General features: G+C 50.6%; 18 protein-coding genes and 1 pseudogene. 1 reads left to right on the forward strand and 18 read right to left on the reverse strand.

Annotated elements, in window-relative coordinates; all coding sequences use genetic code 11:
• Window positions 1-17 precede the first annotated feature (17 nt).
• Genes rplV through rpsJ form a run of 7 tightly spaced genes read right to left on the reverse strand, consistent with a single transcriptional unit; the run spans window position 18 to window position 3,387 of the window.
• Window positions 18-350 carry a 50S ribosomal protein L22 gene (gene rplV / locus ACLHV8_RS20395; protein WP_002919773.1) on the reverse strand — a complete coding sequence of 111 codons (333 nt, stop codon included), beginning with the start codon at window positions 348-350 and terminating at the stop codon, window positions 18-20.
• A gap of 14 nt (window positions 351-364) precedes the next feature.
• Window positions 365-643: a 30S ribosomal protein S19 gene (gene rpsS / locus ACLHV8_RS20400; RefSeq protein WP_001138117.1), complete on the reverse strand. Its 279-nt coding sequence runs from the start codon at window positions 641-643 to the stop codon at window positions 365-367.
• Between the two features lie 16 nt (window positions 644-659).
• Complete coding sequence (gene rplB / locus ACLHV8_RS20405) at window positions 660-1,481, reverse strand: 50S ribosomal protein L2 (RefSeq protein ID WP_000301859.1); 822 nt, start codon at window positions 1,479-1,481, stop codon at window positions 660-662.
• A 17-nt stretch (window positions 1,482-1,498) separates the two neighbouring features.
• The gene (gene rplW, locus ACLHV8_RS20410; RefSeq protein ID WP_000617546.1) at window positions 1,499-1,801 is read right to left on the reverse strand and encodes a 50S ribosomal protein L23; all 303 of its coding nucleotides are present in this window, start codon (window positions 1,799-1,801) and stop codon (window positions 1,499-1,501) included.
• Window positions 1,798-2,403, reverse strand: coding sequence for a 50S ribosomal protein L4 (gene rplD / locus ACLHV8_RS20415; protein ID WP_000424395.1), 606 nt, complete (start codon window positions 2,401-2,403; stop codon window positions 1,798-1,800). Before rplD ends, rplW begins: the two co-directional genes overlap by 4 nt.
• A 10-nt stretch (window positions 2,404-2,413) precedes the next feature.
• A complete protein-coding gene (rplC, locus tag ACLHV8_RS20420; RefSeq protein WP_003863274.1) occupies window positions 2,414-3,043 on the reverse strand; it encodes a 50S ribosomal protein L3 in 630 nt (209 codons plus the stop codon).
• Between the two features lie 32 nt (window positions 3,044-3,075).
• Window positions 3,076-3,387, reverse strand: a complete 312-nt coding sequence (rpsJ, locus tag ACLHV8_RS20425; RefSeq protein ID WP_001181005.1) for a 30S ribosomal protein S10 — start codon at window positions 3,385-3,387, stop codon at window positions 3,076-3,078.
• A gap of 380 nt (window positions 3,388-3,767) precedes the next feature.
• On the opposite strand from rpsJ, the gene ACLHV8_RS20430 reads away from it, so the two are divergent.
• Window positions 3,768-4,241 carry a prepilin peptidase gene (locus ACLHV8_RS20430; RefSeq protein WP_049006574.1) on the forward strand — a complete coding sequence of 158 codons (474 nt, stop codon included), beginning with the start codon at window positions 3,768-3,770 and terminating at the stop codon, window positions 4,239-4,241.
• Here the strand turns inward: ACLHV8_RS20430 and bfr are convergent.
• From bfr to fkpA, 11 genes and pseudogenes are all read right to left on the reverse strand, one after another.
• Window positions 4,225-4,701 (reverse strand): bacterioferritin, encoded by a 477-nt coding sequence (bfr, locus tag ACLHV8_RS20435; protein WP_008503492.1) that lies wholly within the window; start codon window positions 4,699-4,701, stop codon window positions 4,225-4,227. The two genes, ACLHV8_RS20430 and bfr, sit on opposite strands and share 17 nt — an antisense overlap.
• Before the next feature lie 72 nt (window positions 4,702-4,773).
• A complete protein-coding gene (gene bfd / locus ACLHV8_RS20440) occupies window positions 4,774-4,968 on the reverse strand; it encodes a bacterioferritin-associated ferredoxin (RefSeq protein WP_008503493.1) in 195 nt (64 codons plus the stop codon).
• 178 nt (window positions 4,969-5,146) lie between these two features.
• Window positions 5,147-6,331, reverse strand: a complete 1,185-nt coding sequence (gene tuf, locus ACLHV8_RS20445; RefSeq protein WP_014830236.1) for an elongation factor Tu — start codon at window positions 6,329-6,331, stop codon at window positions 5,147-5,149.
• Window positions 6,332-6,400: 69 nt separating this feature from the next.
• Entirely contained in the window at window positions 6,401-8,515 is a 2,115-nt protein-coding gene (gene fusA, locus ACLHV8_RS20450) for an elongation factor G (RefSeq protein WP_028017992.1), read from the reverse strand.
• Between the two features lie 95 nt (window positions 8,516-8,610).
• Window positions 8,611-9,081 (reverse strand): 30S ribosomal protein S7, encoded by a 471-nt coding sequence (gene rpsG / locus ACLHV8_RS20455; protein ID WP_004106370.1) that lies wholly within the window; start codon window positions 9,079-9,081, stop codon window positions 8,611-8,613.
• A 96-nt stretch (window positions 9,082-9,177) separates the two neighbouring features.
• A pseudogene (gene rpsL / locus ACLHV8_RS20460) lies at window positions 9,178-9,551 on the reverse strand (30S ribosomal protein S12).
• 124 nt (window positions 9,552-9,675) lie between these two features.
• The gene (tusB, locus tag ACLHV8_RS20465) at window positions 9,676-9,963 is read right to left on the reverse strand and encodes a sulfurtransferase complex subunit TusB (RefSeq protein WP_208594554.1); all 288 of its coding nucleotides are present in this window, start codon (window positions 9,961-9,963) and stop codon (window positions 9,676-9,678) included.
• Window positions 9,964-9,970: 7 nt separating this feature from the next.
• Window positions 9,971-10,330: a sulfurtransferase complex subunit TusC gene (tusC, locus tag ACLHV8_RS20470; protein WP_208594553.1), complete on the reverse strand. Its 360-nt coding sequence runs from the start codon at window positions 10,328-10,330 to the stop codon at window positions 9,971-9,973.
• Window positions 10,330-10,716, reverse strand: coding sequence for a sulfurtransferase complex subunit TusD (tusD, locus tag ACLHV8_RS20475; protein ID WP_208594552.1), 387 nt, complete (start codon window positions 10,714-10,716; stop codon window positions 10,330-10,332). Before tusD ends, tusC begins: the two co-directional genes overlap by 1 nt.
• Window positions 10,716-11,438, reverse strand: coding sequence for a transcriptional regulator (locus tag ACLHV8_RS20480; RefSeq protein WP_003861697.1), 723 nt, complete (start codon window positions 11,436-11,438; stop codon window positions 10,716-10,718). Before ACLHV8_RS20480 ends, tusD begins: the two co-directional genes overlap by 1 nt.
• Window positions 11,439-11,605: 167 nt before the next feature.
• Complete coding sequence (gene fkpA / locus ACLHV8_RS20485) at window positions 11,606-12,424, reverse strand: FKBP-type peptidyl-prolyl cis-trans isomerase (RefSeq protein ID WP_114979376.1); 819 nt, start codon at window positions 12,422-12,424, stop codon at window positions 11,606-11,608.
• Window position 12,425: the final 1 nt, after the last annotated feature.

A 12,425-nucleotide genomic window follows, 5' to 3' on the forward strand; every position in this document is an offset into this window, starting at 1 on the left:
TGCTAGTCTCCAGAGTCTCAGCGATCGGACACAACCACAGTAATGTGGCTGGTGCGCTTCAGGATGCGATCTGCACGACCTTTCGCACGCGGCATAATGCGCTTCATGCTTGGGCCTTCATCTACGAAAATTTTCGCGACTTTCAGATCGTCGATGTCAGCGCCATCGTTGTGTTCAGCGTTAGCAATGGCAGATTCCAGTACTTTCTTGACCAATACCGCAGCTTTCTTGTTGGTATAGGTCAGGATGTCCAGGGCCTGCGACACTTTCTTACCGCGAATCAGGTCAGCAACAAGGCGAACCTTCTGTGCAGAAGAACGAGCATGGCGATGTTGAGCTAAAGTTTCCATCTCTTCCTCCTACCTTATTTCTTCTTCGCTTTTTTATCAGCAGCGTGGCCGCGATAAGTACGAGTCGGTGCGAATTCACCCAGTTTGTGACCAACCATTTCGTCGGTAACAAAGACTGGAACGTGCTGACGACCATTATGGACAGCGATGGTCAAACCGATCATGTTAGGAAAGATCGTTGAACGACGGGACCAAGTGCGCAGGGGCTTCTTGTCTCCGCTTTCCACCGCTTTCTCTACCTTCTTCAGCAAGTGCAGGTCAATAAAAGGACCTTTCTTGAGAGAACGTGGCATGGCTTATCCTCTAAAATTATTTGCTACGGCGACGTACGATAAATTTATCAGTACGCTTGTTGCTGCGGGTCTTCTTACCTTTGGTCTGAACGCCCCACGGAGTTACCGGGTGCTTACCAAAGTTACGACCTTCACCACCACCATGTGGGTGGTCGACTGGGTTCATCGCAGTACCGCGAACGGTAGGACGAACACCACGCCAGCGTGCAGCACCTGCTTTACCCAGAACGCGCAGCATATGCTCAGCATTGCCAACTTCGCCCAGGGTTGCACGGCAGTCTGCTTCGACTTTACGCATTTCACCAGAACGCAGACGCAGGGTGACATAAGCACCATCACGAGCAACGATCTGAACGTAAGTACCAGCGGAACGTGCCAGCTGACCGCCTTTACCTGGTTTCATTTCTACGTTATGAACGGTAGAACCAACCGGGATATTGCGCATCGGCAGGGTGTTACCTGCTTTGATTGCAGCATCAACGCCAGACTGAATCTGGTCGCCAGCTTTCAGGCCTTTAGGGGCCAGGATGTAACGGCGTTCGCCGTCTTTGTACAGAACCAGCGCGATGTTCGCGGAACGGTTCGGATCGTACTCAAGACGTTCAACAACTGCTGGGATACCGTCTTTGTTGCGTTTGAAGTCAACAATACGATAAGCCTGCTTGTGGCCACCACCGATGTGACGAGTGGTGATACGGCCATTGTTGTTACGACCACCGGATTTGCTGTTTTTTTCCAGCAACGGAGCAAAAGGTTTGCCCTTGTGCAGCTCAGGGTTAACCACTTTAACTACGTGGCGACGACCCGGAGATGTCGGTTTACATTTAACAACTGCCATTGTATTACTCCTCCGACTTACTCAGCGCCGCCAACGAAGTCCAGATTCTGGCCTTCTTTCAGGGTGACGTAAGCTTTTTTCCAGTCGCTACGACGACCGATACGCTGTCCGTGACGTTTAACTTTCCCTTTAACTACCAGGGTGTTAACGACTTCGACTTCGACTTCAAACAGTTTCTGCACAGCAGCTTTGATCTCTGCTTTGGTCGCGTCTTTAGCAACTTTGAGAACGATGGTGTTTGTTTTTTCCATCGCAGTAGACGCTTTTTCAGAAACGTGCGGTGCGCGAAGCACCTTCAGCAGACGTTCTTCACGAATCATGCCAGCATCTCCTCAACTTGCTTAACAGCATCAGCAGTCATTACGACTTTGTCGAAGGCGATCAGGCTAACCGGGTCGATACCAGTCGCATCGCGTACGTCAACCTTGTGCAGGTTACGTGCGGCCAGGAACAGGTTCTCGTCCAGCTCACCGGTGATGATCAGCACATCTTCCAGAGCCATGTCTTTCAGTTTCTGTGCCAGCAGCTTAGTTTTAGGCGCTTCTACAGAGAACTTCTCGACAACGATCAGACGATCCTGACGTACCAGTTCGGACAGGATGCTTTTCAGCGCGCCGCGGTACATCTTTTTGTTAACTTTTTGACTGTGGTCCTGTGGACGCGCAGCGAAGGTCACGCCACCTGAACGCCAGATCGGGCTCTTGATAGAACCTGAACGCGCACGGCCGGTACCTTTCTGGCGCCATGGCTTTTTGCCGGAACCAGTTACTTCAGCACGAGTCTTCTGAGCACGAGTACCCTGACGAGCACCAGCTGCATAAGCAACAACAACCTGGTGAACCAGCGCTTCGTTGAAATCACGACCGAAGGTAGTTTCGGAAACAGTCAGCGCGCTCTGCGCGTCTTTCAATACTAATTCCATTGCTATCCCCTTACGCCTTCACAGCTGGTTTAACGATCAGGTCGCTACCGGTTGCACCCGGAACTGCACCTTTAACCAGCAGCAGGTTGCGCTCAGCGTCAACACGTACTACGTCCAGGCTCTGAACGGTTACACGTTCGTTACCCAGCTGACCTGCCATTTTCTTGCCTTTGAACACTTTGCCCGGAGTCTGGTTCTGACCGATAGAACCCGGAACGCGGTGAGACAAGGAGTTACCGTGGGTAGCGTCCTGGGTACGGAAGTTCCAGCGCTTAACGGTACCAGCAAAACCTTTACCTTTAGAGGTACCGGTTACGTCAACTTTTTTAACGTCAGCAAACAGCTCAACGCTAATGTCCTGACCTACGGTGAACTCTTCGCCTTCAGCAAGACGGAATTCCCACAGACCACGGCCAGCTTCTACGCCAGCTTTAGCGAAGTGACCCGCTTCTGGTTTGGTTACACGGTTAGCTTTTTTAGCACCAGTGGTAACCTGAATAGCGCGGTAGCCATCGTTAGCCAGATCTTTAACCTGAGTAACGCGGTTTGCTTCAACTTCGATTACGGTTACTGGGATAGAAACGCCATCTTCAGTGAAGATGCGGGTCATACCCACTTTTTTACCGACTAAACCAATCATTGTTTCAACCTCTCAATCGCTCGATGACCTGATTAACCCAGGCTGATCTGCACGTCTACACCGGCAGCCAGATCCAGACGCATCAGAGCATCAACGGTTTTCTCAGTTGGCTCAACGATGTCAACCAGACGCTTGTGAGTGCGGATTTCGTACTGATCACGCGCGTCTTTGTTAACGTGCGGGGAGATCAGAACGGTGAAGCGCTCTTTGCGGGTCGGCAGCGGGATCGGACCACGGACTTGCGCACCAGTGCGCTTAGCAGTCTCGACGATTTCCGCGGTTGATTGATCGATCAGACGATGATCAAACGCTTTAAGGCGGATACGGATTCTTTGGTTCTGCATGAGACCAGAGCTCCAATTATTTTATAAACGAAAATGATTACTCCTCAAACCCATTACGATTGATGGGAGAGTGTAACCGTTCTTACGTAGCTCCCCAATTGGGAGCATTGTTGAGTAACAAAATGAGCTACTCTGGTTCTGATTGAACCCGCCGTCAATTACGACAAGCCCGCGCATTATACGTAAATCTGGGCAAGACGCAAGTGTCGTTTAGAAATTAAGCGCCAAAGACGCAGCTTGCGTAAGGGCGCGCAACTTTTTATGCAATGTATTCCTTGTCGAATCTTTGTCTGGACCCGCTACGCAATTGCTGCTTTTGTGTATTGCCGGTTAAGCAGGTTACAACGAGTATGCGCTCAAACCCCTTTGAGGCCTTTTCGATGTTAACCACCCTCACCTTTTTGCTGATCTATTCTTCGCTGACTGCCTTTCTTGTTCATGCTGATATTCGCTACGGACTGCTTCCCGATAAATTTCTCTGTCCGCTGCTATGGGTAGGCCTGCTCTTTCAGCTTTGTATCCATCCTGATTTTTTGGCGAGTGCGGTGATGGGGGCAATGGCAGGATATTTTGGCTTTGCCGTTATTTACTGGGGCTATCGATTTATCTGCCGGCGTGAAGGGATGGGATATGGCGATGTTAAATACCTGTCTGCGCTTGGCGCCTGGCATGGTTGGTGCGTGCTGCCAACCCTGGCATTACTCGCTGCGCTTATGGCATTACTTAGCATTCTTGTTTTTTCATTACTCACCTCTGATAAAGAGGCAATAAAAAACCCGCTGCCTTTTGGGCCATTTCTGGCAGCTGCGGGTTTATGCGTTGGCTGGAAGACGCTGGTTACTCTTCCACTTTAATCTGCGACTGAAGGTAGTTTTGCAGGCCAATCTTAGCGATGAGATCCAGCTCAGTTTCCAGCCAGTCAATATGACCCTCTTCGTCGGCCAGGATCTGGATCATCATGTCGCGGCTGACGTAATCATGGACACTATCCGCATAGGCAATAGCTTCACGGAGATCTTTGGCGCCTTCAAGTTCGAGCCTGAGGTCAGAACGCAGCATCTCTTCGACATCTTCTCCGATGCCCAGCTTTCCGAGATCCTGCAGGTTTGGAATGCCTTCAAGGAATAAAATACGCTCGATATATTTATCAGCGTGTTTCATCTCATCAATAGATTCATGGTACTCAACGTCGTTTAGACGTTTAAGTCCCCAGTTTTTAAACATTCTCGCGTGAAGAAAGTACTGGTTGATTGCGACAAGCTCATTTCCCAATAATTTATTGAGATAACTTATGATTTTAACATCACCTTTCATTATATAGTCCCTCCGCTTCCACTCATTGAAGCGTAGATCGGGCTACAGGGATGTCAAAAAAAAGATGGGCGCTTACGCGATCTCTTTGTATTCCGGGATCTGCATCAATTCGTCCTGCATGATCTCTCGCGCAGCACGTACACATTTACCACATTGATTTCCCACCGGAACAAATTTGCGTAGCTGCTGAAATGACTGAGGCTGAAACTGGCGAACGGCCTGACGTATTTTCTTGTCGCTTACACCATTACATAAACAAACGTACATAGAGACTCCCGTTCAAATTATGCGCAAAGTGTAAGTGAGAATGGTTATGATTACAATAGCACAAACGCCACAATACGGGGCGGGAGCAGGCAAAAAATGCGAAATTTTGTGACAGTGCTTGAGTGGCAGAAAACAAAAAAGGACGCCGAAGCGTCCTTTTTTATTCGGGGATAATTAATTAGCCCAGAACTTTAGCAACCACGCCCGCGCCAACGGTACGGCCGCCTTCACGGATTGCGAAACGCAGACCGTCGTCCATCGCGATTGGGTGGATCAGAGTCACAACCATCTTGATGTTGTCGCCTGGCATTACCATCTCTACGCCTTCTGGCAGTTCGATGGTACCGGTCACGTCAGTAGTACGGAAGTAGAACTGTGGACGGTAGCCTTTGAAGAACGGAGTATGACGGCCGCCTTCGTCTTTGGACAGAATGTACACTTCAGATTCGAACTTGGTGTGTGGCTTGATTGAGCCTGGCTTCGCCAGAACCTGACCACGTTCGATTTCTTCACGTTTGATACCACGCAGCAGAACACCAACGTTCTCACCAGCACGGCCTTCGTCCAGCAGTTTGCGGAACATTTCAACGCCAGTACAGGTAGACTTCGCAGTCTCTTTGATACCAACGATTTCAACTTCTTCACCAACTTTGATGATACCGCGCTCTACACGACCGGTAACAACGGTACCACGACCGGAGATGGAGAATACGTCTTCGATTGGCAGCAGGAATGGCTTGTCAATCGCACGCTCTGGTTCTGGGATGTAAGAATCCAGGAAGCCAGCCAGTTCGATGATTTTCGCTTCCCACTCTGCGTCGCCTTCCAGCGCTTTCAGAGCAGAACCACGAACGATTGGGGTATCGTCGCCTGGGAAATCGTACTGAGACAGCAGTTCACGAACTTCCATCTCTACCAGTTCCAGCAGCTCTTCGTCATCAACCATGTCGCACTTGTTCAGGAACACGATGATGTAAGGAACGCCTACCTGACGACCCAGCAGGATGTGCTCACGAGTCTGAGGCATTGGGCCGTCAGTCGCAGCAACAACCAGGATCGCGCCGTCCATCTGCGCAGCACCGGTGATCATGTTTTTAACATAGTCGGCGTGGCCCGGGCAGTCTACGTGTGCGTAGTGGCGAGTCGGGGTGTCGTACTCAACGTGGGAGGTGTTGATGGTGATACCACGAGCTTTTTCTTCTGGTGCGTTATCGATCTGGTCGAATGCACGAGCAGAACCACCGTAGGTTTTAGCCAGAACGGTAGTGATTGCAGCGGTCAGGGTAGTTTTACCATGGTCAACGTGGCCGATAGTACCAACGTTGACGTGCGGTTTTGTACGTTCAAATTTTTCTTTAGACACGGCTATATTCCTTACTATAGTGCTCTCCCCTTTGGAGAGAGCACGGGACTTAGGTTTTAATCCTGTGGATTACTTACCACGGGCTTCAATAACGGCCTGAGCAACGTTGTTAGGCGCATCATCATACTTCAGGAATTCCATGGTGTATGATGCACGACCTTTGGTCAGAGAACGCAGCTGAGTTGCATATCCGAACATTTCAGACAGTGGAACTTCAGCGTGGATCTTAACGCCAGTTACTTCGGATTCCTGACCACGCAGCATACCGCGACGACGGCTCAAGTCACCGATAACGTCACCGGTGTTCTCTTCAGGAGTTTCTACTTCAACCTTCATGATTGGCTCAAGCAGAACTGGTTTTGCTTTCTTAAAGCCTTCTTTAAAGGCAATAGACGCAGCCAGTTTAAACGCCAGTTCAGAGGAGTCAACGTCGTGGTAAGAACCGAAGTGCAGACGGATACCCATGTCAACAACCGGATAGCCAGCCAGAGGGCCCGCTTTCAGCTGTTCCTGGATGCCTTTATCAACGGCTGGGATGTATTCACCAGGAATTACACCACCTTTGATGTCGTTGATGAACTCGTAACCTTTAGGGTTAGAGCCCGGCTCCAGTGGGTACATGTCGATCACAACGTGACCGTACTGACCGCGACCACCAGACTGCTTAGCGTGTTTACCTTCAACATCGGTAACTTTCGCGCGAATCGCTTCGCGGTAAGCAACCTGAGGTTTACCCACGTTCGCTTCAACGTTGAATTCACGCTTCATACGGTCAACGATGATGTCCAGGTGCAGTTCACCCATACCAGCGATGATGGTCTGGTTAGATTCTTCATCAGTCCATACGCGGAATGATGGATCTTCTTTCGCCAGACGGCCCAGAGCCAGACCCATTTTTTCCTGGTCAGCTTTGGTTTTTGGTTCAACTGCGATGGAGATTACCGGCTCAGGGAATTCCATACGCTCCAGAATGATTGGGTGATCTGGGTCACACAGGGTGTCACCAGTGGTCACGTCTTTCAGACCGATAGCTGCAGCGATGTCGCCCGCACGAACTTCTTTGATTTCTTCACGTTTGTTAGCGTGCATCTGTACGATACGGCCAAAACGTTCACGCGCCGCTTTCACGGAGTTCAGGATGGTGTCACCGGAGTTAACCACACCAGAGTAAACGCGGAAGAAGGTCAGGTTACCCACGAATGGGTCGGTAGCAATTTTGAACGCCAGTGCAGAGAATGGCTCTTCGTCGCTTGCGTGACGCTCAGCCGGAGTATCTTTACCGTCGTCCAGGATGCCGTTGATCGCAGGAACGTCAACCGGGGATGGCAGGTAGTCAACTACCGCATCCAGCATCGCCTGAACACCTTTGTTCTTGAACGCAGAACCACAGGTTACCAGGATGATTTCGTTGTTCAGAACGCGCTGACGCAGAGCTTTTTTGATCTCTTCTTCAGTCAGTTCTTCACCACCCAGGTATTTCTCCATCAGCTCTTCAGAAGCTTCAGCAGCGGATTCGATCAGGTTCTGGTGCCATTCGTCAGCCAGGTCCTGCATTGCAGCTGGGATATCTTCGTATTCGAAGGTAACGCCCTGGTCTGCATCGTTCCAGTTGATGGCTTTCATTTTCACCAGGTCGATAACGCCGGTGAAGCCTTCTTCAGCACCAATTGCCAGCTGCAGCGGAACAGGGTTCGCGCCCAGACGGGTTTTGATCTGGCCAACAACTTTCAGGAAGTTAGCACCCATACGGTCCATTTTGTTAACGAACGCGATGCGTGGAACTTTATATTTGTTCGCCTGACGCCATACGGTTTCAGACTGTGGCTGAACACCACCAACTGCGCAATAAACCATTACCGCGCCGTCAAGAACACGCATGGAACGTTCTACTTCGATGGTGAAGTCAACGTGCCCTGGGGTGTCGATGATGTTTACGCGATGCGGTTCGTACTGCTTAGCCATACCTGACCAGAATGCAGTAGTCGCTGCGGAGGTGATAGTAATACCACGCTCCTGCTCCTGTTCCATCCAGTCCATGGTGGCTGCGCCGTCATGAACTTCACCGATTTTATGGTTTACACCGGTGTAGAACAGAATACGTTCGGTAGTAGTGGTTTTACCGGCGTCGATGTGCGCACTGATACCGATGTTACGGTAGCGTGCGATGGGTGTTGTACGAGCCATTTGATTCCTCGTTATATCTTTAGGCGTTCAGTTAAGTTACCCAGAGCGGGCGGCTTCTCTGAAGCGCCCGCCTGGTGACTAATACTCCGAAGGGATTACCAACGGTAGTGTGCGAACGCCTTGTTGGCTTCTGCCATACGGTGAACGTCTTCACGTTTCTTAACTGCAGTACCTTTGTTGTCTGCAGCATCAGAAAGTTCGTTCGCCAGACGCAGAGCCATGGATTTATCACCGCGTTTACGAGCAGCTTCAACGATCCAACGCATTGCCAGAGCATTACGACGAACCGGACGAACTTCAACTGGAACCTGATAAGTAGAACCACCAACGCGGCGGGACTTAACTTCTACAGTCGGGCGAACGTTGTCGAGAGCGACTTCGAAAGCTTCCAGTTCATTTTTACCAGAACGCTGAGCCAGGGTCTCAAGCGCGCTGTATACGATTGCTTCTGCAGTAGATTTTTTACCATCTACCATCAGGATATTTACAAATTTTGCCAGCAGTTCTGATCCGAATTTCGGATCTGGAAGAATTTTACGCTGACCAATGACGCGACGACGTGGCATGGGAATACTCCGTTGTTAATTCAGGATTGTCCAAAACTCAAAGAGTTTAGTGTGACATTAAGATAAATCAGTTTGGCCTTACTTAACGGAGAACCATTAAGCCTTAGGACGCTTCACGCCGTACTTGGAGCGAGCCTGCTTACGGTCTTTAACACCTGAGCAGTCCAGCGCACCACGAACGGTGTGGTAACGAACACCCGGAAGGTCTTTAACACGACCGCCACGGATCAGGATCACGGAGTGCTCCTGCAGGTTGTGACCTTCACCACCGATGTAGGAAGTCACTTCGAAACCGTTAGTCAAACGCACACGGCATACTTTACGCAGTGCGGAGTTTGGTTTTTAGGAGTGGTGGTATATACACGAGTACATACGCCACGTTTCTGCGGGCAGGCTTCCAGCGCAGGCACGTTGCTTTTCGCAACTTTGCGTGCACGTGGTTTGCGTACCAGCTGGTTAACTGTTGCCATTAAATAGCTCCTGGTTTTAGCTTTTGCTTCGTAAACACGTAATAAATCGACCTCATACAATATGAGGACGCGAAATTTTAGGGCTACGTCGAAAAGGTGTCAAGAAATATACAGCGATCTCAAATCACCAGTTCATTTGACTGGCATGCTTCACAGTAAGATTGACGAAATCAGTATAGCCAACCACGTCAATTTTGGCTGAAATTTGACCAGAAAGACCCCGCGCATCCAGATCGTCCTTCAGCGCAGAGACAGTTATGGGGGCATTCGTGAGCATTTCAACGAAACGACTGCCTTCCAGTGCGGCAAGTACGCCATCCTGAATCAGCAGCAGGTCATCACCTTCGCGCAGCATACTCAGTAACGCGTCGATATCACATTGCCACGGTGAATGGCTCAGAGTATGGAGCATGGCAGCCTCAGAAAGTCAGAACGGTATCGTAGTGGGAAAGGTGTTCGCGCAGTGCTATGGAGGACAGACACGTCACATCCAGCACGAAAGGCGTGGCCTCGTTTAAACCCCGTGCGGCCAGAGAGTCGGTGCAGACATAGAACGTTTCGATATCGTACAGCGGTAACACTTTGAACGTCGCGATGTAATCGCGCGCGAGAACGGCTTGCGGCTGTTGACCCGCCAGAAGCTGGAACACACCGTCCCCCAAAAAGAAGACGCCGATATCTTCAGTCAATGCTGAGGTCGCGAGCAGCGCATCCAGCCCTTCTCTGCCGGACGCACTACCGTGCGGCGCTGAGGAAAAAACAAACGCGATACGCTTCATCAGAATTGCACCACTCTGTCGCAGGTTAACGCTGCCTGTGCCAGTGCACCCAGACCACTCAACGAAAAACCGGGCTGCAGGTTAGAACCCGATAAACCAAGACGCGCGGCTTCGGTTGCATCGGTCACGCCGCGGCGCAGTGCCGCCGCCACGCAGATATGCAGTTCAACGCCCTGCTTTTCGTTTAATGCCTGCCAGGCACGCACCAGGTCAAACTCATCACTCGCCGGTGACGTAAACTGGTTCGCGTTATACACCCCTTCCCGATAAAAGAAGACGCTCACCAGTTCATGTCCGGCCTTCAGCAGCGCATGCGCAAACTGCAGCGCGCTGCTGGCCTGCTGAGTACCGTACGCCGGGCCTGTCACCATTAACGCAAAACGCATTACTTGTCTTGCCCCAGGAAATCACCGCTCTTGAACTGGCGAATATAGAGGTAAACCGTGTGCTTGGAGATATTCAGACGATCGGCAACCTGGTTGATGGCGTCTTTAATATCAAAAATCCCTTTCTCATAGAGATTCAGCACGATCTGGCGATTCTTGGCGTTGTTCGATACGTTGCGGTCGGCGTTCACCTCTTCAATGGTGAACTCAAGCGTCTGAGTCACAAGATCTTCAACAGAAGAGGCAAAGTTAACGGAAGAGCCAACATCTGGCGTTTCTGGTGGAATAAAGGTGCTCATGATTTGCGAGAATGGCACATCAAGGTTCATGTTGATGCACAGCAGTCCAATCACACGATGCTCGCGGTTTCGAATCGCGATAGTTTCTGATTTCATTAGCACGCCGCTTTTGGCGCGGGTGAAATAGCATTTGGAGACGCTGCTGTCCGCGCCGGTCATGTCATGCAACATACGCAATGCAAGGTCGGTGATTGGCGAACCAATTTTACGGCCAGTATGCTCACCATTGGCAATGCGGATGGCGGAACACTTCAGATCTTGCAAGGAGTGCAATACGATTTCGCAGTGGGAGCCAATGAGCATCGCTAACCCGTCCACCACCGCTTCATACGATTTCAGAATATCGAAGTCGGTCTGGTCAAAAGGACGTTGATCCAGCAAATCAAGTTCACTGGTTTCGTTGGTTAAAAGCGACCTGGACATGAAAAAAACACTCCTTTTCAGGAGCCTGTCGTTAGGTTTTCAGGGCAGGCTCATTATCTACACGGACAACTAAATTAATACAGCGGGTATAACGCTTTCCAGTGTTAATTATATCTGCCCCATAATAAAAAAACCGCCGCCTTAAAGGCGGCGGTTTTTTTTCAGCGTTACTTCTTAGCAGCAGCGGCTTTATCGTCAGCCGGTGCGTCTGCTTTAGCGTCCGCTTTCGGTGCCGGTTTGATATCCAGCAGCTCTACGTCAAAGACCAGCGTAGAATTGGCAGGGATACCCGGAACGCCGGTTTTGCCGTACGCCAGATCTGGTGGGATAACCAGCTTGATCTTGCCGCCTTTTTTGATGTTTTTCAGGCCTTCAGTCCAGCCAGGGATCACACCATCCAGACGGAAGGAGAGCGGCTCACCGCGGGTGTAAGAGTTATCGAACTCTTTACCGTCGATCAGCGTACCTTTGTAGTTCACGACAACAGTGTCGCTGTCTTTAGGCGCATCGCCGGTGCCTTCTTTCTCAACTTTGTACACCAGGCCAGTAGAGGAGGTTTTCACACCTTTCTCTTTAGCAAAGGTATCGCGATAGGCTTTGCCTTTGGCTTCGTTTTCTTTAGCGTCCGCATCCATCTTAGTCTGAGCGGCACCTTTCACACGCGCTTCGAACGCCTGCAGAGTCTGTTCGATCTCCTGGTCAGACAGCTTGCTCTTATCAGCAAATGCGTCCTGAACGCCCGCGATCAGCTGAGCTTTATCCAGTTTGATGCCCAGTTTCTCTTGTTCTTTCAGAGAGTTTTCCATGTAACGACCCAGAGATGCGCCGAGTGCGTAGGCGGATTTCTGGTCGTCATTTTTGAACGCCGCTTTGCTGTCTGCAGTGGCAGCAGGCTTCGCAGCAGTATCAGCAGCGAATGACAGCGGCGCGTTCAGCGCAACAGCCATCGTCGTCGCCAGCAGCGTTACTTTAAACAGTGATTTCATC

It is taken from the genome of Enterobacter sp. CPE_E863 (assembly GCF_046521465.1).
GTDB classification, from domain to species: domain Bacteria; phylum Pseudomonadota; class Gammaproteobacteria; order Enterobacterales; family Enterobacteriaceae; genus Enterobacter; species Enterobacter adelaidei.